Consider the following 24,189-nt stretch of genomic DNA (forward strand, 5'->3'; position numbering starts at 1 on the left):
ATATCTCACAAATTTTATCTATTTTAGAATGTTTATTAACTACTGTGAAAGAGAGGACTTGCATATGTATAAATGTAATAGTAGACGATTGCAAGAGTTAATTGAACAATTTAGTCAATTTGGGGCCACCGAAAATGGTGGCGTCACACGTTTGTCTCTTTCGAATGAGGATGTATTAGCAAGAAACTATTTTTGTGAGTGTTGCAAAGCGTTAGGAATGGATATTCAGGTGGACGATATGGGCAACATTTACGCCACTCTTCCTGGTAAAAAGAATGTGCCACCCATTGTCATGGGTTCCCATCTAGATTCAGTAGAAAAAGGTGGAAAATTTGATGGTGTGTTAGGTGTACTAACAGCGATCGAGGCCATTCGAACAATAAAGGAAAATGATATCGAAGTGGACATTCCTCTTACGATTGTCAATTTCACGAATGAAGAAGGGGCACGTTTTGATCCAGCCATGATGAGTTCAGGCGTCATCACCTCAAAATTTGACAAAGAAAAAATGCTCCAATCTACGGATAAAAACGGCATTCGTTTTCAACAAGCTTTACAAGCAAGTGGCTATGAGGGAGAGCAAGCCAATCGTCTGAAGGAGGCACTTGCTTATATCGAATTGCATATTGAACAAGGGCCAGTATTAGAAGCAAAACAGCAGGAAATTGGTGTGGTTGAGGGTGTACTAGGCATGGTCTGCTATGAAATTACAATTAGTGGGCAATCAAACCATGCAGGTACAACACCAATGTCAATGCGTAAAGACCCGATGATTGTGGCATCGACCATCATTACAGAGCTATATGAGCAATTAGGAAAAATTGACGAACAACTTGTTTTTACTTTTGGTCGTATGAATGTTTCCCCGAATATTCATACTGTCATCCCAAATAAGGTAACATTTACAATTGATTCACGTCACCAGAAACCAGAGGTCATGCAACAGGTTGAGGATATTCTCAACGCGCTTCCAGAGACAGCAGGCGGATGCCATATTCAGCCTGTCAAGTTATGGGGCAGGGATACCGTGTATTTTGATAGTGCGATTTGCAATGAAGTAGAAAGAGCTTGTCAAAGCTTTGGCTATTCATCTCATCGTATGTTTAGTGGCGCTGGACATGATGCACAGTATATGGCAAGTATGGTTCCTTCCGCGATGATTTTTGTTCCAAGTATTGAAGGGAAGAGTCATTGTGAAGAAGAGGAAACAGCCTTTGAAGATTGTGTAAAGGGCGCAGATATTTTATTGGAAACGGTGTTAACGCTACAAACGAAGTTTAGTATGGGCGAAACATATACACTGCATTAACTATCAAGCATTCTCTAATTTTGTGATGAAGGGTGAGAGGCATAGTGAAAAAAATCATTAAAGGTGGAAGAGTAGCAACAGCTGCTGATGTATTTGAGGCAGATATTTTAATTGATAACGGTAAAATTGTTCAAATTGGACAAAATTTAACGGATGCTGGCGCTGAAATTATTGATGCTACAGGCAAGTACGTATTGCCTGGTGGCATTGATCCCCATACGCATTTAGACATGCCATTCAATAACACGGTGACAGATGATGATTGGAAATCAGGCACCATTGCAGCGGCTTTTGGTGGGACAACTACTATTTTAGATTTCTGCTTAACAGCAGGGGAAGAAAAATTATCGACAGCCGTAGAGAAATGGCATGACAAGGCAAAGGGAAAGTCAGCTATTGACTATGGCTTCCACTTGATGATTGGTGATTTAACACCTGAAACCGAAGCCGAATTACCGCAGCTATTGGAGCAAGAGGGCATTACCTCTGTAAAAGTTTTTATGGCGTATGCAAAAGAATTCCAAGCGACAGATCGTACACTATTTAAAGCCTTTAAAATCGCCAAGGATCTCGGTGCGCTTGTGATGGTCCATTGTGAAAATGGCTCTGTTATTGATGAGCTAGTAGAGGAAGCAAGACGTGCAGGACATAAGGAACCCATCTATCATGCACTGACTCGTCCAGCTGAATTGGAGGGCGAAGCAACAAAGCGTGCTATCGAATTAGCTCATATAGCTGGTGCGAAGCTCTATGTGGTGCATGTGACATGTAAAGAAGCGGTAGATGAAATTATCGCTGCCCGTGAGAAGGGCTATGATGTTTATGGTGAAACTTGTCCACCGTATTTAACGCTCGATCAATCAGCACTAGCACAACCTGGCTTTGAGGGAGCCAAATATGTTTGGTCACCTCCACTTCGACCTAAATATCATCAGGAACATTTATGGAATGCCTTAAAGGCGAAACAGCTTCAGACAATCGGCTCAGACCAATGCTCCTTTAGCTTTAAGGGTAAAAAGCAGCTAGGCTTAAATGATTTCTCGAAAATTCCAAATGGCGGACCATTCATTGAAGACCGCTTCAGTATTTTATACTCAGAGGGCGTGGCAAAAGGTAGAATTTCCATCAATGAATTTGTTGATATGATCTCTACTAGTGCCGCAAAAATATTTGGCTTATTCCCGCAAAAAGGAACGATTGCAATTGGTTCAGATGCGGATATCGTCATTTTTGACCCAGAGGCACAGCGCCAAATTTCGGCTAAAACACATCATATGAATGTGGACTATAACCCATATGAAGGCTGGGAGGTAACAGGTGAGCCTGTTAGTGTACTCGTACGTGGGGAATATGTCATTAAAAATAAAGAATTTGTAGGGGTACTTGGCAGTGGGCGATACATTAAACGTCCATTAAAAACAGTAGCTGCGGAAGCACTAAACATTTAGCTTCTTGTAGGATAGGACCGATTGTTTTGACTGGAGAGCAAAGCAATCGGTTTCGTAATTAGGGTATTGGAAAAAATGAACACATGAGGGGGATGTGGAAATGGCTCCGATTCAAGAAAATGCAATGACCGTGCAGCTTAGACGTAATTTTGTAGAATTAAAAGGTAAGATGACAAAGAATGAGGCTATTGAGGAAGCTAATCGTTGTTTGTATTGCTACGACGCACCATGTATTAAAGCGTGTCCAACAAGTATTCAAATACCAAATTTCATAAAAAAAATTGCATCTGGTAATATGAAGGGTTCTGCGACGACTATATTAGAAGCAAACCCAATTGGTGCAAGCTGTGCAAGAGTTTGTCCAACGGAAGAACTGTGTGAAGGGGCGTGTGTCTTAAATTCTTCAACAAAGCCAATTAAAATTGGTGAGTTACAACGTTATGCAACGGATTGGGCAATGGAAACCAATGCTCAGCTATTTAAGGCAGGTCCACATAATGGACAGAAAATAGCCATTGTAGGGGCAGGTCCTGCTGGTTTATCGGCAGCACGTGAGCTCAGTCGTTTAGGCTATCAAGTAACTATTTATGAGGCTGAAGCGAAGGCAGGGGGCTTAGGAAGCTATGGGATTGTAGCATTCCGATTACCAAATGATGTCGTAGATTGGGAAGTAGAGCAGATTGAACAGCTCGGTGTGGACATTCAAACGAATACAGCTGTAGGTGAGGATATTTCTGCTGATGAAATTTTGGCTCAGTATGACAGTGTGATTTTAGCTGTCGGTATGGGTGCTGTCCCAAATTTGGGCATTGATGGGGAAGAATTAGAAGGGGTACATGATGCCATTGAGTTTATTCGAAAAACAAAAATGGGACCGCTTACAAATGATATTGTAGGGAAACGAGTAGCCATAATCGGTGCTGGAAACACGGCGATAGACGGTGCTACAAGTGCGGTGCGTTTAGGCGCAGATAATGTACAAATTCTCTATCGTAGAACAGAAAAAGAAATGACAGCATACAAATTTGAATATGAATTTGCCAAGCAGGATGGTGTGGAATTTAAATGGCTAACTGCACCTAAAAAAATTATTGGCAATGAAGCAGGAAAGGTGACAGGCATTGAATGTGTGAAAATGAAGCTTGGTGAGGCAGGTCCTGATGGTCGACAACGCCCTGAAGAAGTAAAGGGCTCCAATTTTATCATTGAAGTGGATGCTGTTATTAAAGCCATCGGGCAAACTCGTTTTGTATCGTTAATTGAAGCCTTTGGTTTAGCTCATACAAATGGTGTCGTAGACATTGATGAGACAACAATGCAAACGTCCAATGACAAAGTATTTGCATGTGGAGATGTTGTCTTTGGTAATGGACAGGGTGAAGCGATGGTAGTGACCGCTGTACAGCAAGGAAAAGATGCAGCATATAAGATTCATGAACGTTTAAGAAAACCAAGTGAGATTGCATAAAGTGAACCTTCAATCAGGGAGGCTCTTCCTCCACTGGTTGTTAGATTCATCAATCGGGTTTATACAGGCTGTTAATCCCCCATCTGAATGATTACATTAGCTTTTGAAATGGTGGTCATACAGCCTGTATCTGGCACTATGCTTTCAGTTGACAAAAGATTGTTAGTACGGATAGAGGGGGAACTTATATGGCAGACTTACGCATTAATTTAGCGGGCATCAAATCGCCGAATCCATTTTGGCTAGCATCTGCTCCACCAACGAATTCAGGCTATCAAGTCCAACGTGCATTTGAAGCGGGCTGGGGTGGCGCAGTTTGGAAAACGTTAGGAGAACCGATTTTAAATGTGTCTTCCCGTTTTGCAGCAGTTAGCTATAATGGCCAACGTGTGGCAGGCTTTAACAATATTGAATTAATTACGGATCGACCATTAGAAGTGAATTTACAAGAAATTTATGAGACGAAAAAGAAATTTCCTAATCACGCAATTATTGCCTCGTTAATGGTGGAACCAAAGCAAGAAAAATGGCATGAAATTGTGAAACGAGTAGAAGATGTGGGGGTTGATGGTCTTGAGCTTAACTTTGGTTGTCCACATGGGATGGCAGAACGAGGCATGGGTTCTGCCTCTGGTCAAGTCCCTGAATTGGTGGAAAAACAAACGTATTGGGTAAAGGAAGCGGCGCGTACACCTGTTATTGTTAAACTAACGCCCAACATTACGGATATTACCGTGACGGCGGAAGCGGCAACACGAGGTGGAGCAGATGCTGTGAGTATGATTAATACGATTAACAGTTTAGCTGGTGTTGATTTAGATTCTTGGAATACAGTACCACATGTGGCTGGAAAAGGAGCTCATGGGGGCTATTGTGGTCCAGCAGTTAAACCAATTGCACTGAACATGGTTGCAGAATGTGCTCGTAATCCATTAGTCAATGTACCGATTTCGGGCATTGGGGGGATCTCCAATTGGCAAGATGCAGCGGAATTTATTTTAATGGGTGCGACAGGCGTACAGGTATGTACAGCAGCAATGCATCATGGCTTTAGTATTGTGGAGGATATGATTGATGGGCTGAATAACTACTTAGATGATAAAGGTCTAGCTTCAGTCATGGATTTAGTTGGTCGCTCTGTACAAAGGTATTCAAACTGGGGTGATTTAGATTTAAATTATAAAATTGTCGCAGAAATTAATAATGATGTTTGTATTAATTGCAATAAGTGTCATATTGCTTGCGAGGATACATCCCATCAATGTATTGACCTTTATACGGAGGATGGTCGCCCAATGCTAAAGGTTCGTGAGGAAGACTGCGTAGGCTGTAATTTATGCTCAATTGTTTGTCCTGTCGATGGAGCCATTTCAATGGTTGAACGCCCATCTACAATTCCGCCAATGACATGGAATGAACGCCAATCACTTCTTAGCAGTCTATCAAAATAAAGGACCGTTGTTCATTTTTGAATAAAGATTAAAATCGAAATTCCACCTTCCTTCAGCATTTTGGGTGAAGGAAGGCACTTCAAGTAGGTTGTCACGGAAATTAGAAAAAAAGGAGAGAAACATTATGGAACGTGAAGGGAATTATTTAAAATCCCCAGATTTACTTCCAGTGACACATCAACAAAGAAATATTGGAACATTTGGTTTTGCGGTGATTTGGATAGGAATGGCAATTGTATTAGCGGCTTTTGCCATTGGTGGTTCGGCTATCATGAATTTATCCTTACCAATGGTGATTGTGGCAACATTGGTAGGTTCTTGTTTAATTGGCGTCTTTATGACGTTAATTGGTGACATCGGAATAGAGCATGGATTATCTTTCCCTGTTTATATGCGTGCACCATTTGGCACATTCGGTACTCATATACCTTCTCTTGTACGTGGTGTTACAGCTGCCTGTTGGTTTGGTTTGAATACGTATTTTGGTGCATTAGCGATAAACGGAATTTTAAATTTATTGTTTGGCTTTGATAATTGGTTTATCTGCTTCCTTGTGTTTGCAGCGCTTCAACTCTTTAATACATCTCTTGGTATTAAATCCATTGAGCGTTTTGCTGATTTAGCAGCCCCTGTCATTATTTTAATTTCTTGTTGGATGTATTACACATTGGCAGATAATGCAACATCTCAGGGAAAAAATATTTGGACATGGGTGGAAACCCCAACAACAGGCTTCGCTGCTTTTACCGCCTTTATGGTAGTGGTGATGGCAAATATGGGCTTTTGGGCAACCTTAGCAGCAGATATGCCATCCTTGTCCCGTTTCTTTAAAGCACCCAAAAATGAGCGTAATTGGTTCAAGCGTAATAAAACACAGCTTGTAGGCTCTTTAATTGTCATGCCCATTACAAACACATTCATTGTTACGATTGGTGCAGTTTGCTATATGGCAGTTGCCTCGGCAGACCCAATTAATGCCTTACAGCAAAGTGCAAGCGGCTTTATTCTTGGGATTCTATTGCTGATGATTGTATTAGCACAATGGTCGACAAATACCTCTGCCAACGTTGTACCAGCAGCTACTATTTTCTCTAATATCGGTGGACCGAAAGTGCCATTCTGGGTAGGGGTAGTTATTGCAGGGATTATTGGTATTCTTGCACAGCCTTGGAGTCTATTTGATGTCATGGTCAATGTCCTATTAATCATTGGCGGTATTTTAACAGCGATTGTAGGTATTTTATTTGCTGATTACTACCTGATTCGTAAACGGCGCGTACATGTAAAAGAGCTTTATGAATTAGATGGGCAATTTAAATATTATAAGGGCTTTAATATGGCTGGGTTAATCGCCTGGGTAATCGGTGGTGCAGTTGCCAATATATTTTCAACTTACTCTTCTTTAGTAGGGTTCGCTGTAGGCGCGATTGTATATTATGTATTAGCGAAGTATTGGTGGTTTAAAAAGTATCCACAAGCTGAGCTAGATGATCCAAGTGATGCCAAATATTTAGGTATTACAGTCGGACATAATTTAGATGAAATATTTGGCCAACCAGCAGCTCCAACGGCGACTCCGGATGAAGATGAACTGGTGGAGCAACCAGATCCTCTGTTAGAGATGAAGGGTGCCGAGTAAGTGAGACAACATCAAGACATTTTCAAAAGAAGGTGAGGTGATGGCATGTCTGAATTCCAACAAAGCACAGAGGAAATTCAAAAAGTAGATCATTATTTAGATAGTGGCTTTAAAATCAAATATGTCTACGAGAATTTAAGTGGGATGTTTGTAGAATTTGCTCGTCAAGAAGAAGTGACATTGCTACAAATTCTAACAGCAGATGCACGTAAATACTTCTCTGCAAAATTACAGGAACAAACTTTATTACAATAACGAAGTAAACTCTATTCCTTTCGACTTGAACGGAATAGAGTTTTTTGAATTTTCTGATTTAAATTATGTTGAAGTAACATCATATTTCGTATAAATCGTCGTTATTACCTATTTTTTGTTATTCTATTAAAATAGCAATATTTTTTGTTTTTCCTAAAAATACATTTGTCTTTTTTAGAAAAATTGATTATTATTTTAAAGTAAAAACATCGTAGAAAGAACATCAGGAAAAGAGGCGTTATGGAGTGGCCAATAAGGAATTGAAAAGAGGATTAGAAGCACGTCATATTCAAATGATTGCACTTGGCGGTACGATTGGTGTTGGGCTATTTATGGGCTCAGCAAGTGCTATTCAATGGACAGGACCTTCTGTACTCCTTGCCTATGGTATTGCAGGTATTTTTATTTTTTTCATTATGAGGGCAATGGGTGAGATGCTTTATATGGAGCCAAGTACAGGTTCTTTTGCCACATTTGGCTATAAATATATTCATCCTTTAGCAGGGTATTTAACAGCGTGGAGTAACTGGTTCCAATGGGTTATTGTTGGGATGTCTGAAATTATAGCAGTAGGAACGTATATGCAATATTGGTATCCAGAATTACCAGCTTGGATACCTGGTCTAATTGCAATGGTGATTTTGGGTGTGGCGAACTTCATTTCTGTCAAATCGTTTGGAGAATTTGAATTCTGGTTTGCGATGATTAAAATTGTTACGATTATTTTAATGATTATTGCAGGGGTCGGACTCATCTTCTTTGGCTTTGGCAATGATGGAATAGCAATCGGCTTATCCAATCTTTGGAGTCACGGTGGCTTCTTTACAGGTGGCTGGACAGGATTTTTCTTTGCCTTATCTTTAGTCGTTGCTGCCTATCAAGGGGTGGAGCTCATTGGGATTACAGCAGGAGAAGCAAAAAATCCTCAACAAACGATTACGAATGCCATCCAAAGCATTATTTGGCGTATTTTAATTTTCTATATCGGTGCAATCTTTGTCATTGTTACAGTGTATCCTTGGGATGAGCTTGGCACAATTGGTAGTCCTTTCGTTGCAACATTTGCTAAGGTAGGTATCACAGCTGCTGCAGGTATTATTAATTTCGTCGTCATCACAGCTGCAATGTCAGGGTGTAATAGTGGAATCTATAGTGCTGGACGTATGTTATATACACTTGCTATGAATGGACAAGCACCAAAATTTTTCGCAAAGCTTTCTAGTAATGGTGTGCCTTTATTTGGAACAGCGGGTGTATTAGTTGGCTTAGTCGTTGGTGTTATTCTAAGTTATATTGCCCCTGAAAACTTATTTGTTTATGTGTATAGTGCAAGTGTTTTACCAGGGATGATTCCATGGTTTATCATTTTAATAAGTCAAATTCGTTTTAGAAAAGTAAAGGGAGCGCAGCTAGCAAAGCATCCTTTTAAAATGCCGTTCGCACCGATTACAAACTATGTAACAATCATCTTTTTAATCATGGTACTAGTCGGCATGTGGTTCAATGATGATACACGCGTGTCATTAATAGTGGGCATTATTTTCTTGATTCTCGTAACCATTAGCTACTATGTATTTGGTATTGGTAAAAACCGATACAGCAAAGATTCTATAGAATAACCTTTAAGGATGTATCTCTAATTGGGATGCATCCTTTTTGTATGGCTATTTTTGCTAGCACAATTTTTACATAATTAAATGAAAAAAAGACAAACTACTAAAAAATGAATGATATGGACTGGTATTTATCGGAACAAAAGGGGTGGAGCAAAAATGAACGAGATACCCGAGCAGATTGTCGCTAAATTAAAGCAGGAGATTAACGAAGTCGATGACGTAAAACTGAAAATGATCGCTACAGAAGAAGGGGATGTGACGGTCATTTATTTCTCCTCACTCATCGAAAAAATGACCTTACAAACCATGGTGACGATTCCACTAGCTAATAATTTGAAACAAATTCATCAAATGGCTCAATATTTGGACCCGAAAGATGTGAAAGGTGTCGTTAAAAAATTGAATGCTGGGCAAACCCTTCTTTTTTTTCACGAAACCAACGCCCTATTAAGTGTCGATACGTATAGTGCGCCTACAAGGGCCATTACGGATACGGAAACAGAGTCGACTGTAATTGGTCCACAGGATGCATTTACAGAATCACTGGAAACGAATATATCGTTAGTGAGAAGACGGATTCAAAGCTCCATGCTAAAAAATGAAAACCGAATTGTTGGGTCAGAAGCCAATATTAAAATATCGATTATGTATATGGATAATATCGTGAGCCATGAAAATTTAGATGATTTAAGAAACCGTATTGACCAGGTAGATTATCCGTTATTTACGGATATATCCGTGTTGAAGCAATTAATTGAGGATAATCCATTATCGCCCTTTCCTCAATATTACATGACAGTCCGTCCAGATAGTATTTGCCGTTATCTTCTGGATGGTAGAATCGTCGTTTTTATGGATAATAGTCAACTAGCCATTGTCTGTCCCACTTCTTTTTTTGAAATGTTCGTGTCGATTGAGGATTACTACAACCGTTGGACAACAGCATCTTTATTAAGGATGCTGCGCTTTTTTGGTTTTTTCTTAACGATCATGATTACACCAATGTATATATCAGCCTTAACCTTTCATCCAGAAATTTTGCCATACGAATTATTACTAAATCTTCAAGAATCAAGAAGTAAGGTACCTTTTCCACCACTGATTGAGGTATTATTTATCGAGCTTATAATTGAAGTCTTACGAGAAGCGGGCTCTCGAATGCCTGCCAAAGTCGGACAAACAATTGGTATCGTAGGAGGTATTGTAATTGGTACAGCGGCCGTAGAAGCTGGATTACTCAGTAATATACTCATTGTATTAGTCGCTACCTCAGCACTACTTTCCTTCTTACCGCCCATTTTCTTAATGAGTAATACTAGCCGATTTATCCGTTATATTTTTATCTTATCAGCAGGTTTATTTGGCTTGTTTGGACAGATGCTCGCCTTTGCGTGGTTAATCCACCATTTATTAAGTCTCAAATCCTTAGGAACGCATTATATGACACCTGCTATTCCAAGAAAGCCAAGCGATTTATTGGATAGTGTCATCCGATTTCCAACTAAATATATAAGAAGTAAGACTGGTATTTCAAAAGTACAGAAAAAATAGTGTCAGAATGAGAATGAGGTGGTTAACTTTGAATACAACAAAAGGAAAGGTGTTAAATCGTTATCATGTCATCTTCTTAGCGCAAAGTATTATGATTGGTACCGGTATCCTTTCGCTCCCTCAGAAATTAAGTCCTATGGGCTACACACAATCATTTATGCCTCTTCTCTTTGGTGTGATTGCTAGCCTGACACTATTTGCGATGGTATGGCTTTGTTCGAAGTTTCCCAATGATGATTTATTTCGAATGAATGAAATATTATTGGGAAAATGGCTCGGAAAATTTATAAATCTACTCATCATTATTCAATTTATTGTTTTTAGTGCAGGGATTATTAGTAATTATATGCACTTAATTCAAAGTACAGCATTGCAGGAACAAACCATCACCATGCCTGTTCTTTGCTTTTTACTGCTACTTATTTATATTGTAAGTGGGGGTATTAAATCTATTGCACGATTTTGTATAATGACATTTTTTATTACCATTGGATTATTCTATTTTACGCGCTGGGCCATTGAAAAAGGTGATCCAAGTCATTTTTTGCCTCTATTTAATTTTACGCCTAAGGAATTTTATGAAGCGTTAAAGCAAGGATATTTTTCTATCCTTGGTTACGAATTAATTCTATTTTATTTTCCATATATCATCGATCAAAAAAAGGCATTTCGTCATTCCTTAATCGGTATTTGGATTAGTATATTTTTATGCTTTATCACAACAGCTATTAGCGTCATGTATTATTCAGAGTGGCAATTAAAAAATGTAGAGTTTTCAGTATTAAACCTATTTAAGGCAGGAGAATTTACCTTTATTGAGCGAATCGATATCATTGGCATTACGCTTTGGGTTTTTCTAATCTTATCCTCGATTACAGCCTATGTATGGTGTGCAAAAAGGGGTATGGATACCTTCCTTAAAAAGAAAAAGCAAAGTTATCAGTTGTATATCATCGCCTTGATCATTTTCTTTATTGTAAAAATGCCCTTTTCGCGTGAATTCCAGGAAAAATTATTTATGGCAAGTAACTATGTAGGCTATGTGCTGGTAAGCTGGCCAGTGTTTTTAATCCTGATATATGTTATTCGAAAAAAGCAGGTGCAGGTATGAAAAATAAACGTCTATGCATCATTTCTTTTTTGATTTTCGTTTTACTTGCAGGCTGTTCTAAAAAAGAAATAAAAGTTCCTCTAGAGGATGTTGGGATGGTAGATTCGATGGCTTTTGACTATATCGATGAGAATCAGATGAGACTCACAGTAGCGATCCCCCAATATTCTCCAGACGCAGAAAAAGACACACAAACTTTTTCTATCACAACAGATTTAGTATCAAGCGGCATCGTGGAAATAGAAAAGCAATCCGATAAGAAAATAGTCTTCAATCAATTGCGAGTTGTCTTAGTAAACGAAGATTTTGCGCGGAAAGGGAATGTTCGAAAAATTGTTCAGCACTTATATCGCAATGCGGAAGTAGGTAATAAAGTATTGATAGCTGTTGTGAAGGATAATGCGGAAGCGATTTTAAAAGGAGATTATCCTGATAAGCCAAGTATTAATTTTTATTTGAACAATCTATTAGAGCCGAGTATCAATACTGCTTTTAACCCCAATACCAATATTCATGATTTTATGTACTCGATTACAAATCCTGTAGTGGATACAGTATTACCCTATGTTGAAAAACGAGAGGAGAAATTAGAGATTAAAGGCGTTGCCATATTTAAAGGGAATCAGATGCATGAATTAATTAAACCTGAGGAAGCACTAGTTATTCAAGCTTTAAGTGGACAGAAAAATCTTGCTCCTTTGCACCTTGATTTAAATGCAGGACATGGAGAAGAAAAGGTAATGATTGATTTAATCGAGAGCAGTGTGAAAAAAGAGAGTAATAAAAATATGGAATCACCCAAATTAACGATTTTCTTAAAAATAAAGGGTACTTTAAGCGAATATAAGGGAGAAAGAGAATCACATTTATTTACAGTTGAAAGTATTAGTGATTTGGAAAAAGATGTGAATAAACAGCTGGAACAGGATATTAGTGAATTTTTAGCGCGATTAAATAAAACAGAGGTAGATCCAGCTGGCTTAAGTGAAGAATTTAGAATGTATCATCATGGAAAATGGACATCGAAAAAAACAAGAGAGCTTATTAGAAAATTAGACGTGAAGGTCCATGTAGAAACGTCCATTATTAGTACAGGTACTTTAAAATAACAGCAAAGACCCATTCGATAAGAAGGGTCTTTGCTGTTATTGTGTTTTTCGCATAATAAAGCTTAAATGTCTTCCAGCTTGTTTATCTTGACGATAAGAAAAGCCATCGGGACTAAGGAATGTACAGGTTTCATCAATTTGTATTTGATTCACTGGAATACCCGCAAGCTCACATTGCTTTTTGACTGTCTGCTGATTATCAATGTGGTATTTTTTCGTTTCTGCATTGTAATACATAAACTCTTCGGCATAACTAAGACTGTGAAATTTTTCATATACATCTGCGTCTACCTCAAATTTCTGCTGACTCAGTGCCATACCGATTTGAACATGAAAGTCCTCAGGTCGACACTGTTCTTCATTCATAAGATGCTGAAACAGTTTGGGTGTTATTTCTTTGACTGTTCCTTGCCATCCCGAATGAATCACACCGACAAGTCCATTCACAGCATTATAAAAAATAACGGGCACGCAATCTGCTGTAAAACTACATAATAGTAAGTTAGGCTCAACTGTATAAAGCGCGTCTGTATTCTTCACCGCTGTCTCCATTTGTGCAGCTCCTCGTCCTTGATCGGCTAATGTGACTTTATGAAAGTTCGCACTATGTGTTTGCTCTGTACAAATAAAATTTTGTAAATCACAGTTCAATGTCGCAGCTAAATGCTGACGATTGTTAATGATAGCTTGAACATCATGGCAACTATGCAAAGCCATATTATTGTGTTCAATCTCCATCTCATCTTTTAAGGTCGTTCCTGCGATAAATTGCTCATTATCTATATACATTTTTATTTTCATTTAATCACCTCGTTTTACTATATAGGATCGCTTGTGGAATGTATAGGTTGCCGTTTTTTACTATTTAGCACTCCTTTACCCGTCTATCAAACTTTTAGACATAAAGAATCGATTTCCTCATATAGTAGAAGGAATGCTAGAGAGGGGGAGAGCGTGAATGTTGAGTGAACAAGACATATTATTAATTTGCCAAGTAGGAATGGGTCTTTTTTGGATTTTTACATATATACTTGTTATTTACAGAGGATGGCAAGATAAAACCTATGGCATGCCTATGGTCGCTATTTGTGCCAATATTTCATGGGAATTTATCTTTGCCTTTTTCTACCCACAAAATGACCTGCAACGCTATATTACGCTGATTTGGTTTGTATTGGATATCTTTATTTTGATGCAATTTTTACGTTATGCTCCAAATGAATATCGAAAGATGCTATCAAAAAAGCTATTGTATTTCTCCTTTTTGATCACGTTAATCTTTAGCATGCTGATCATTTTAGGTATAGTCTATGAATTTCAAGATTTCGAAGGAAAGTACGTAGCATTCTTTCAAAATCTTATGATGTCAGGTCTATTTATTGCTTTACTCTTGCAAAGAGGGAATTTAGCTGGTCAATCCATGGGGATTGCAGTTTGTAAGATGGTGGGTACATTATTTGCAGCGGTAGGCTTTTATCTATACTTCCGCACACCTTTAATTACCATTATTTCTGTAGCAACGCTCTTTTATGATTGGCTCTATATTCTCTTAATTTATCGATTACAGCGTAAGCAATTAGCAAAATAGGATATTTTGTGCAGCAATTGATCACTGAATCTATTAGTAATGTATGCCAATTACAAACATATTGCAACTTGATGACAATTCCAATGGGAAAGAATAGCGAAAGAAAGGGCTTTAACCAAACATATGGCGAGCTTGTCATACAATTGTAAAAATCCTTCCAAATATTTTGTGATGATTATGGCTCAGAAACTATTTACGATAATGGTAGAGCAATTAGGAAGGGTGATTAACATGTTTAAAAAAATAAAAAAAGCAGCACTAGCTTCAGTAGTAGCAACTTCATTATTAGTGCCAGTTGCGGCAATGGCCGCCGAATCCTATACAGTGACATCTGGTGATACTCTATGGAAAATAGCATTAAAAACAGAAACGGGTGTACAGGAATTAATTGATGCCAACCCACAACTCGCTAACCCAAATCAAATTTCTCCAGGTCAAAAAATTAACGTCCCTGTAAAAGAACAGGCAACAGTTGAACAAGAGGTTGTGAAACTTGTCAATGCAGAACGGGCAAAAGCAGATCTTCCAGCATTGCAAGAAGATTGGGAGCTATCAAGGGTTGCTAAATATAAGTCGCAAGATATGCAGGATAAAAATTACTTTGACCACACAAGTCCAACGTATGGTACACCTTTTACCATGATGAAAAACTTCGGTATTACGTATAAATCTGCTGGTGAAAATATCGCGAAGGGCCAACGCTCCGCACAGGAAGTTGTAACGGCCTGGATGAACAGTGAAGGACACCGTGCCAATATCCTTAATAAAAGCTACACACATATTGGTGTAGGCTATGTACAAGAAGGTAATTACTGGACACAAATGTTTATTCAAAAATAAAAAAAGAAAGAGTATCTATTGGCTTTTGTGATAGCTAGTAGATGCTCTTTTTCGCGTTAAATTCTAAAGTATAGCGTATTGGAAGCGTATATTACTTCTTCTAGAATTAATCCTCCTAAATCATTAAAAGGTTAATTAAGTACAAGAATACACATCAAACTATCTTTAGATATGTCAGGCTAAGGATAATGTAGCGTGTTTTTGCTATCTTGACAAATAAAAATAACCAAAAAACAACACACTATGAGCAATAGACGAATAAGATGTCTCTGTAGTATGAAGATAGAGGTGGTGTTTATGGTTGAAAAAGAAGTGGTTAGCTACATGTTGCGTTATCTGTATGACGGGTCTCGTAGGTTGTGAAAAAACAGCAGTCCCTGATAACAAGCTAGAACAAGAAATTCAACAACGTGAGGAAATACAGCAACCTGTTACATATGAACAAGAACAAATGATTGATCCTATTGTAGAGGTTGTTGATCCAACTACGAGTAAGGTACTTAAAACAATATCTCCAAAGGAATTTGGCTTCGATACGGACCCACAAGCCTATCAAAAGCATATCGAACAATTAGCAAGGGAATGGGCGAGAGGAACGGACACATCAAATGGCTATGATCAGCGTATGATGCTTGATCGATTGGATGAAAACGGGCAAGTGATCAAGGGGAAGCCGCAAATCATTTTAAAGGAAAGTGAGCTAGTGGAGCGTATTATCGAAGCTTCTGCGACTGGCGGTCAGGTAGAAATGCCGCTCTATATAACAGAAAGTGGCTATTATTTTGAGGATCTTCCTTTATTAGAGGAAGTGGTTGTTGCATCTTATACAACTTATTTCAATCGTGCTGATTTAGGAAGAAATAAAAATATTGAGCTCTCTGCTAGAGCCATTCATAATGTGATTGTAGGCAGTGGCGATTATTTTTCTTTTAATACAATTGTAGGTCCCAGAGATGAGGCAAATGGCTATCAACCCGCACCTGAAATTATTAATAAGAAGGTAGTCATGGGAATTGGTGGTGGAATCTGTCAAACTTCTTCAACCTTGTTTAATGCAGTAGACCAAATTCCCGTCAAATATGTTGAGCGCCATCATCATTCGTTAGATGTAGGATATGTCCCAAAAGGAAGAGATGCTACGGTTTCTTATGATACGTTAGATTTTAGGTTTCAAAACTCAAATGATGTACCATTTTTAATTAAGGCAAGTTATGGAGAGAATTCTCTAACAATTGAAATTCGAACGGCAGAAAAATATGTAGAATTATTGAAAAAACCATAATGTTGTAAGGAGACACCACTGGACGTTGGTGTCTTTTTTCGGATCGCATGCTATAGTTAAATTGATACAATTCAGAAAATTTTAGGGGGAAAAGACAATGCATCCTAAACTACAAGCAACTATTGATTCGATTGATTTATACCAAGCAACTTACCCAGAGGATGCTTGTGTCATCGTGGCAGATACGGAAAAAGTGCTTGCCTACAAACCAGGAAAAAAGGTTGACTTAAAAGTTGGGGTTGGTGACCCAGTACATAAATATCGAGGTACAGCAACAGAAATAGCGTTAAGTTCAGGAAAATTTGTGAAAGAGGAGCGTAGCGCAGAAGGTTTTGGTATGGCCTATATCGCCTCTGCCCAGCCTATTTTTGAAGGAGGACGTATTATTGGCGTAGTAAGTGCCATTATTTCGAACGAAAAAATGGATAGTATGCGTCTATTGGCAACTGAGCTTTCGAGTGCTGTAGAAGAAATGACAGCTACAAATGAAGGATTAGCCACTGCCAGTAAGGATGTATCCAATCGTTTGGAAGAGCTATCTAATTTCGCGGAATCGATGACAGGCGATATTGAACAAATTAATGTGATTGTCCATTTAGTAAAAGATTTAGCTATGAAATCGAGAATTCTTGGTCTAAACGCATCGATAGAAGCAGCACGTTCAGGTGAGCATGGGCGTGGCTTTGCGGTGGTCGCTTCTGAAATACAAAAAATGTCCCAGAGTAGTACAGAAAGTGCTGATAGCATAACTGTGCAACTAGAAAATATTAAACAATCCATCGATCAGGTAAATGCATCAACAAATCAAATTGCTGCGTTTACACAGCAGTTTGCTGCGAGTATGCATGAATTAACAGATGCCTACAAAGGGGTTAATAGTACAGCAGAAAAGCTAATGCAAATTAGTGACATCAAAGGATAGGCATATAAAAAGGATAATAGACAAGTGCTATTATCCTTTTTCATGATTAAATGATCTCTAAAATTTCCTGTGGTGTTGAGACACTGTATTCAGGTTCGTCATTTTGCACGACTTCTTTGGCATCATAGCCCCATTCCACCCAAATAATTGGTATACCGGCTTTCTTACAAGCAACAATATCCCTTTGCTCGTCTCCAATGTATACGACGTTAGACGAGTCGACATTTGCTTCCTTTAAAAACTTTTTCATTACTTTGTCCTTACCAAAAATGCGGTTGGAGCAAAGTACATCTGCTACACAATGAATACCGTTCATTTTAAGAAATTCTAAAATATTCTCTTTAGAGTTTGAGGAAATAATCAGGATTTTATAGCCTCTTTTATCAATCTCTATTAATAGTTCTTTCATTCCTTCAAAAAGATGAACATCATTTAATGATTGACGATACAATTTATAAAATTGCGGTAAAATCATAGGCAACTTATACATTGGAAAGTCGAATAATTTACTGCGTTCTGAAATTGATAATTTTTTTAATGTATCAATTTCCTTTAATTCAATGCCTTTAAATTTATATTTTTGGGCTAAAGTATTCCATGCTGAGGCAAACACAGCAGTAGAATCTGCAAGCGTCCCATCAAAATCAAAGATAATATGCTTCATTGCAAACTTTCTCCTTTTTCATCTCGTTGTATTGACGTTCTATGCTAAAAAATGTTACATGGAATGGGCATCTAGTATTCTTGCAATAACAACCATTTTGAGCGTACGTAAACATCTTATGGTAAATATTATCAGAAAATACGGCGATTGCAATGAAAATGGTACAACAAAAGGAGGTGTCTCAAAAGTCCATTGAGACACCTCGACATTATTGTGTTTTTTTCAAAAAGAAGGAGAGTATGACATTGATTATTGCCAGAACAAAACTGATAGAAAAGACAAAGGCTGAACCTGAAGCTGCTGCTTCTTGCGTATTAGTTGTTATGTCACTTAGGAGGTGCTGTTGTTTTGCTGAGAACAACGACACCATCACAGCAATACCAATTGCACCAGAAACTTGCTGAGAGGTTTGTGTAATCGCAATGCCATCTGGAAAGTATTGTCTTGGTAAGGCATTCAGTGTATTTGTTTGAACAGAGGCTAATACCATTCCAACACCAAGCATCATGATAATATGCGTTACGACTAATAGCCAAGTAGCTGTTTCTGTACCAGATAAAGCATAAAGTCCATACCCGATTACAACAAGTATAGTGCCAGGCGTAATGACTGCACGAGGGCCATATTTATCGAAGAATTTACCGATTGTAGGGGCTAATATACAGTTTAATAGACTACCAGGAAGCAACATTAAACCTGTCCCAAAAGCCGATACGAAAAGGACCATTTGCATATACATAGGAAGCACTACCAGCATAGACAACATATTGAAGAAGGTAATCATATTCATAAGAAGACCTAACACGAACATAGGGTATTGAAACGCTGTCAAATTTAACATCGGATGTTGCATTTTCAATTGACGTAATACAAATAAACATAAGGCGATTACACCTAGCAAAATGGTGCCTAGTACAGTAATATTTGACCAGCCTAAATCTCCGCCAGCACTGACACCATAAACGATGCCACCAAAGCTAATGGTAGATAAGAGAATGGACCAAAGATCAATAGCCAGCTGCTTTATTTCATTTACATTAGGAATAAAGATAAAGCCAAAAATAATGGAGAATAATAGGAAGGGGATGGTAACCCAGAATATCCAGTGCCAGGACAAACTATCTAAAATCATCCCAGCCAAGGTTGGACCGAAAGCGGGTCCAGCTAAAATAACGAGACCCATTACGCCCATAGCACTACCACGTTTATTAGCTGGGAAAATTGTGAAAATCACATTTTGCGTTAAAGGTAATATAATCGCAAGTCCTGCTGCTTGAATAATACGTGCTAAAAGTAGGACAGCAAAGACGGGTGCAACGGCGGCAAGTATAGTACCGATTATCGAAAAGAGTAAAGACGCCATAAACATTTGGCGAGTAGTAAACTTTTGCATTAAAATGCCTGTTACAGGTACTAAAATGCCTAATGTGAGAAAGTATCCTGTTGCAAGCCATTGGATGGTTGTAGCGTCCACATCGAAGAGCAGGCTTAGCTCTCCAAGTGCAATATTTAAAGCTGTCTCACTAAACAATCCTACAAAGCCAGCTACTAAGAGAGCAGCCATAATCGGACTTGTTTTTATTTCTTTATTCACAGTAAAAGCTCCTTTAATAAATGTTAGACGATCATAGGAGATTAAAATACAGAATATTTAGAAATTAATAGACGAATTTCTAGCAATCTTTTATTTTCTGCACAATAAAATGACCATGACGATGTTATCGTGATGTGGATTATCAGCGATCGTTTTTCCTATTAGCCAGTACACCTCCACGATACTGGCTTTTCTGATTTTTACTATAGCAAAAAAATTTTCTCAAATGTAAGTATTAATTCTAGCTTCATCTATACGATTTCACAATTTGGACAAACATTTTTGACATAGCATTCATTTTTTGAATGAATTAGAGGAGAAACGACGAGCACCTATCACAAATGCATGATAGGTACTGGTAATTTTTATAAAAGTTTTTCTGTTTTTTCGCGTGTTCGAATTAAATAAAAGGCATTGATGCAGGCGGCAATCGGAATAATCAATGCAATGCCGATTCCTGCACAAAAAATGGTTGTCATTTCGGCACTAAAAACCTTGGAGTTAACAATTTCCCCAATCGAATAGGAGAGGTCCTTGAACCAGATTAATAAGCTTAAATAGCCACCAAAGAAAGCAAAAAATAACGTATTAGTATCGGTTCCTAATATATCTCTTCCTATGCTTAAGCCAACTGTAAATAATTTTTTTCTACTCATCGAAGGATTGCGATAAAAAATCTCATGCATAGAGGTAGCGATGGAAATGGCTACATCCATAATGGCACCAATCGTACTCATAATGATGACTGATGCACCAATCTGCACAAAATTAACACCAATGTAGAGAGAAAAGATGCTGATTTCTTCAGTTGATTCTTCGCCAAACCCTTGGATCATCGACTTTTCCGTTACAAAGGTAATAAAGAGTAGTAACACACCTATCGTCACCATCGTCGAGATAAAGGCTGTAATGGTTTTACTGTTTGTTTTATTGATATAGAAAAGACTAATACAGCTAATGACCGTACAGGCAATAAACGTCAAGATGATGGGGCTATTTTTAGGGTTTGTCATTAAAAAAATGGTGACAAAGAGCACACCAAAGTTTAGGAATAAAGAAAGAAATGAGCGTATCCCCTGTCTACCGCCGACAAGTACCATTAACACGAATAATATAACTGCTAATAAGACGACAACATTCATCCTTGAACCCTCTTTCGATTAATGAAAAATATAGCGGTATACTGACTGATAGGAATCGTAAGGACAACACCAATACCCCCTGCTAAGGCACGGGCTAATTCTAATGAAAGATTTAAGGACAATGTAAGCCCTAATGTGGAAGAATTTTTTAAATAGAGAATAATCATAGGTATGGAGCCGCAAAGGTAGGCAAAGAATAAGATACTTGTAATGGTACCCATAATATCTTTACCGATTTCATGTCCCGAAGATTTCAGAGCCTTGACAGAGATTGTAGGATCTTGCTCGTATAAAGCAAAAATTGAGGAAGCCATTGTAATAGAAACATCCATTACTGCCCCAAGTGAGCCAATAAATAAACCTGCCATAAAGACGGTACGATAGGGACGTGTTAAAAATTGCATTTCTTCATAACGAAGACCATTTTCACCTGTCAACCACATTACAATAGAGCTTATGATAAGCGCTATAACAGTGCCTAAAAGTGTGGACACGATGGCTACATATGTTTTTGTATGCAATCCACTAATAAGTAGTAGCGAAATAATCGTAAATAGCAGGGCGCAAATGCCGCTGACTAATAACAGGCTTACGCCCCCATGCTTCACATAAAGATCTAATGCGAATGATAAAATCACAGCATTGACACTCAAACTAATGATAGAAAATAAGCCTTGTCTTTTACCTACAATAAGTAGGGCAAAAATAAAAATCCATGCAATCATAACCATGGTTTGATCTCGTTTTAAATCGAGAATGGTTCCTGTTAAAACAGATTGTGTTGTGCGATCATCTAGCGTGACAAAGATTTCATTGCCTACATGGTATTCTTGATCAAAAGCACCAGACGAAGAATAGTCATTCGTCAAATGAATGGATTGCCCCTTATGCTGACCATTTTTGATAATGGCCATCATCTCCTGTGTAAACAAAAAATCCTCATTTTCATACATATCTGTCATCGGTTCTGATGCTGTTACATCCACTTGCGTTATTTCGGCTATCGGTCGATCATAAAATTGTTCGTTATGATGTACGAAAACGATCGAAACCCCACAACAGAGTGCTAATAGGGCATAGAAAATAGCTTGTTTAAAAGGTATATTTTTAAAAAATGTCAAGTAAATGACCTCCAAACTGCTAGACTGAATAGTCACTTGTAAAGGAACGTTTTTTTGATTAAGAAGTTCCATAAACAGGTTAAATGTCATCATTTTAATAACTTCTTTTACATTTTTCAAGTCAAGTCAAAGCTGTTTAAAATTTATGCTTCGAAAAAAATTTAAAAAGAAGGATGGATAATATAATAAAATAGTGTTATCGTAAGACTAGCTAAATAAAAATATTCTTCGGGGTAGGGTGAAATTCCCAATCGGCGGTGATGAAGCAATTCAAAGTCCGTGAGCGCAAGCTGATTTGGTGCAAATCCAAAACCGACAGTTACAGTCTGGATGGGAGAAGGGTAAAAATGCGAACTTTTTAAATTGATACTAATTTAGAAGGTTTATTTGACTATGCATTTATTACAAAACTTCCTAATCATCTTGTGGGAAGTTTTTTTATTTAGCTACAATCGAATAGAAGATGTTCTTCGGGGTAGGGTGAAATTCCCAATCGGCGGTGATGAAGCAATTCAAAGTCCGTGAGCGCAAGCTGATTTGGTGCAAATCCAAAACCGACAGTGATAGTCTGGATGGGAGAAGAACGAGTGAGATGACAGTCTATGAAAAAATTGTTTTCAAATAGGCTTATTTGTTGATGTCTTATACTCCCAAAACCCCTTTGATGTAAAGGGGTTTTTATTTTTTATTGCTAACGAGAGAAGGGAGAAGGATAAGGCACAAAAACAGGTGGATCAACTTTAAAAGTTAAGGATAGAAGTGCTAATAAAGTAGAGTAGGTGATGGAATGTTTACAGGACTTGTAGAGGATATTGGTATCATAAAAGCTGTGCAAAGCGATCGGGACAGTATGAAAATTACGGTTCAATCAGCCAAGATAACGGAGGATGTCAAGCTTGGTGACAGTATAGCGGTCAATGGAGTTTGTTTAACGGTGACAAATTTCACACAACAGCAGCTTACGATGGATGTTATGCCTGAAACAGTCAAAGCAACAAATTTACACCAGCTTGCAATAGGTGATTCTGTTAATTTGGAGCGTGCCATGCCTGCTAATGGGCGATTTGGTGGCCATTTTGTTGCTGGTCATGTTGATGGAGTCGGCAAAATTTTGCGAAAACGTCCAGTAGCAAACGCCGTTTATATTGATATCGAAATGTCAGAGGAACTAACCAACTTTTGTATTCCAAAGGGTTCCATAACAATTGATGGCACAAGCTTAACCCTTTTTCATGTTGAAGCCAAGAGTGTCACAATTTCACTTATTCCACATACTTACAAAGAAACCGTTTTAGGTATGAAGAGGGTTGGAGCAATCGTTAATATCGAAACCGATTTAGTTGGAAAATACATTATAGGGCAATTAAAAAAGGGGCAAACAACGCCAGCTATTACAAGAGATTATTTAGCACAACATGGTTTTTAAATCACAGAATAGGAGTTGATCATCGTGCTACATTCAATTGAAGAAGCCATAGAGGATTTAAAGCAGGGCAATATGATTGTGGTGGTTGATGATGAGGATCGAGAAAATGAAGGAGATCTACTGGCACTCGCTGAATTCATCACACCAGCAACAATCAACTTTATGGCAACCAATGGTAGAGGTTTAATTTGTACGCCGATTTCGCAGCAGCTTGCACAAAAGCTAGATTTATATCCAATGGTTCAGCACAATACAGATAACCATCAAACCGCATTTACGGTAAGTATTGATCATGTAGAAACAACGACAGGGATTAGCGCCTTTGAGCGTGCGCTAACGATACAAAGAATGATAGAAAAGCAAGCTAAGCCAACTGATTTTCGTCGACCAGGCCATATTTTTCCGTTGATTGCGAAAGAGCAAGGAGTGCTGGAACGGAGAGGGCACACGGAGGCCACTATTGATCTAGCGAAGCTTTGTCATAGCGTACCTGCAGGTGTTATTTGCGAAATTATGGGTGATGATGGGCACATGCTTCGGTTTGAAGAACTAACAAATTACGCTGCACATCATGGCTTAAAAATGATCTCGATAGAAGCATTGGTTGCTTATCGTAAACAATTATCCACTAATAAAACTAAAATTTCTATGTA

The 24,189-nt window shown here is 38.2% G+C and carries 20 protein-coding genes, 1 pseudogene and 2 riboswitches; of the genes and pseudogenes, 16 read left to right on the forward strand and 5 right to left on the reverse strand.

Features of this window, described 5'->3' with window-relative positions; all coding sequences use genetic code 11:
* The first annotated feature begins 64 nt into the window (after positions 1 to 64).
* The 10 genes from MHB39_RS07680 (at position 65) to MHB39_RS07725 (ending at position 12,957) form a co-directional block, all read left to right on the forward strand.
* Positions 65 to 1,309, forward strand: coding sequence for a Zn-dependent hydrolase (locus MHB39_RS07680; RefSeq protein ID WP_342546164.1), 1,245 nt, complete (start codon positions 65 to 67; stop codon positions 1,307 to 1,309).
* Positions 1,310 to 1,353: 44 nt separating this feature from the next.
* Positions 1,354 to 2,757 (forward strand): dihydropyrimidinase, encoded by a 1,404-nt coding sequence (gene hydA / locus MHB39_RS07685; protein ID WP_036077638.1) that lies wholly within the window; start codon positions 1,354 to 1,356, stop codon positions 2,755 to 2,757.
* Between the two features lie 100 nt (positions 2,758 to 2,857).
* Positions 2,858 to 4,225 carry an NAD(P)-dependent oxidoreductase gene (locus MHB39_RS07690; RefSeq protein ID WP_342546167.1) on the forward strand — a complete coding sequence of 456 codons (1,368 nt, stop codon included), beginning with the start codon at positions 2,858 to 2,860 and terminating at the stop codon, positions 4,223 to 4,225.
* A 188-nt stretch (positions 4,226 to 4,413) separates the two neighbouring features.
* Positions 4,414 to 5,676 carry an NAD-dependent dihydropyrimidine dehydrogenase subunit PreA gene (gene preA, locus MHB39_RS07695; protein ID WP_048389894.1) on the forward strand — a complete coding sequence of 421 codons (1,263 nt, stop codon included), beginning with the start codon at positions 4,414 to 4,416 and terminating at the stop codon, positions 5,674 to 5,676.
* 124 nt (positions 5,677 to 5,800) lie between these two features.
* Positions 5,801 to 7,315 (forward strand): NCS1 family transporter, encoded by a 1,515-nt coding sequence (locus MHB39_RS07700; RefSeq protein ID WP_342546169.1) that lies wholly within the window; start codon positions 5,801 to 5,803, stop codon positions 7,313 to 7,315.
* A gap of 45 nt (positions 7,316 to 7,360) precedes the next feature.
* A complete protein-coding gene (locus tag MHB39_RS07705; RefSeq protein WP_016995612.1) occupies positions 7,361 to 7,570 on the forward strand; it encodes a hypothetical protein in 210 nt (69 codons plus the stop codon).
* Between the two features lie 245 nt (positions 7,571 to 7,815).
* On the forward strand, positions 7,816 to 9,189 hold the full coding sequence (locus MHB39_RS07710; protein ID WP_257961404.1) for an amino acid permease: 1,374 nt from the start codon (positions 7,816 to 7,818) through the stop codon (positions 9,187 to 9,189).
* 153 nt (positions 9,190 to 9,342) lie between these two features.
* Positions 9,343 to 10,737, forward strand: a complete 1,395-nt coding sequence (locus MHB39_RS07715) for a spore germination protein (RefSeq protein WP_342546171.1) — start codon at positions 9,343 to 9,345, stop codon at positions 10,735 to 10,737.
* 28 nt (positions 10,738 to 10,765) lie between these two features.
* The gene (locus tag MHB39_RS07720) at positions 10,766 to 11,848 is read left to right on the forward strand and encodes a GerAB/ArcD/ProY family transporter (RefSeq protein ID WP_342546172.1); all 1,083 of its coding nucleotides are present in this window, start codon (positions 10,766 to 10,768) and stop codon (positions 11,846 to 11,848) included.
* Positions 11,845 to 12,957 (forward strand): Ger(x)C family spore germination protein, encoded by a 1,113-nt coding sequence (locus MHB39_RS07725; RefSeq protein WP_054550733.1) that lies wholly within the window; start codon positions 11,845 to 11,847, stop codon positions 12,955 to 12,957. The genes MHB39_RS07720 and MHB39_RS07725 overlap by 4 nt, the downstream gene beginning before the upstream one ends.
* A gap of 36 nt (positions 12,958 to 12,993) precedes the next feature.
* On the opposite strand, the gene pgeF is transcribed toward MHB39_RS07725, so the two are convergent.
* Positions 12,994 to 13,758 (reverse strand): peptidoglycan editing factor PgeF, encoded by a 765-nt coding sequence (pgeF, locus tag MHB39_RS07730; RefSeq protein ID WP_342546173.1) that lies wholly within the window; start codon positions 13,756 to 13,758, stop codon positions 12,994 to 12,996.
* 157 nt (positions 13,759 to 13,915) lie between these two features.
* Between pgeF and MHB39_RS07735 the strand changes: the two genes are divergently transcribed.
* The 4 genes from MHB39_RS07735 to MHB39_RS07750 all read left to right on the forward strand — a co-directional run bounded on the left by MHB39_RS07735 (position 13,916) and on the right by MHB39_RS07750 (position 17,589).
* Positions 13,916 to 14,545, forward strand: a complete 630-nt coding sequence (locus MHB39_RS07735) for a hypothetical protein (protein ID WP_342546174.1) — start codon at positions 13,916 to 13,918, stop codon at positions 14,543 to 14,545.
* A 231-nt stretch (positions 14,546 to 14,776) separates the two neighbouring features.
* Entirely contained in the window at positions 14,777 to 15,385 is a 609-nt protein-coding gene (locus MHB39_RS07740; protein WP_342546175.1) for a CAP domain-containing protein, read from the forward strand.
* Positions 15,386 to 15,686: 301 nt separating this feature from the next.
* On the forward strand, positions 15,687 to 16,667 hold the full coding sequence (locus MHB39_RS07745) for a VanW family protein (RefSeq protein WP_305193345.1): 981 nt from the start codon (positions 15,687 to 15,689) through the stop codon (positions 16,665 to 16,667).
* 97 nt (positions 16,668 to 16,764) lie between these two features.
* Entirely contained in the window at positions 16,765 to 17,589 is an 825-nt protein-coding gene (locus tag MHB39_RS07750; protein ID WP_048389914.1) for a methyl-accepting chemotaxis protein, read from the forward strand.
* Between the two features lie 46 nt (positions 17,590 to 17,635).
* On the opposite strand, the gene MHB39_RS07755 is transcribed toward MHB39_RS07750, so the two are convergent.
* The 4 genes from MHB39_RS07755 to MHB39_RS07770 form a co-directional block, all read right to left on the reverse strand.
* Entirely contained in the window at positions 17,636 to 18,253 is a 618-nt protein-coding gene (locus MHB39_RS07755) for an HAD-IA family hydrolase (protein WP_048389915.1), read from the reverse strand.
* A gap of 208 nt (positions 18,254 to 18,461) precedes the next feature.
* A complete protein-coding gene (locus tag MHB39_RS07760; protein ID WP_053075665.1) occupies positions 18,462 to 19,847 on the reverse strand; it encodes a DHA2 family efflux MFS transporter permease subunit in 1,386 nt (461 codons plus the stop codon).
* A 365-nt stretch (positions 19,848 to 20,212) separates the two neighbouring features.
* On the reverse strand, positions 20,213 to 20,989 hold the full coding sequence (locus tag MHB39_RS07765; RefSeq protein ID WP_342546177.1) for a YibE/F family protein: 777 nt from the start codon (positions 20,987 to 20,989) through the stop codon (positions 20,213 to 20,215).
* On the reverse strand, positions 20,986 to 22,110 hold the full coding sequence (locus tag MHB39_RS07770; protein ID WP_313871799.1) for a YibE/F family protein: 1,125 nt from the start codon (positions 22,108 to 22,110) through the stop codon (positions 20,986 to 20,988). Before MHB39_RS07770 ends, MHB39_RS07765 begins: the two co-directional genes overlap by 4 nt.
* Before the next feature lie 220 nt (positions 22,111 to 22,330).
* Positions 22,331 to 22,456: riboswitch (FMN riboswitch) on the forward strand.
* Positions 22,457 to 22,572: 116 nt separating this feature from the next.
* A riboswitch (FMN riboswitch) is annotated at positions 22,573 to 22,698 on the forward strand.
* A 199-nt stretch (positions 22,699 to 22,897) separates the two neighbouring features.
* Here MHB39_RS07770 and ribE point away from each other — a divergent pair.
* Entirely contained in the window at positions 22,898 to 23,536 is a 639-nt protein-coding gene (gene ribE, locus MHB39_RS07775) for a riboflavin synthase (protein ID WP_342546179.1), read from the forward strand.
* A 24-nt stretch (positions 23,537 to 23,560) separates the two neighbouring features.
* Positions 23,561 to 24,187: pseudogene (ribB, locus tag MHB39_RS07780) on the forward strand (3,4-dihydroxy-2-butanone-4-phosphate synthase); the annotation flags it as partial.
* Positions 24,188 to 24,189 lie beyond the last annotated feature (2 nt).

It is taken from the genome of Lysinibacillus sp. FSL K6-4013, from assembly GCF_038630435.1.
Taxonomy (GTDB): domain Bacteria; phylum Bacillota; class Bacilli; order Bacillales_A; family Planococcaceae; genus Lysinibacillus; species Lysinibacillus boronitolerans.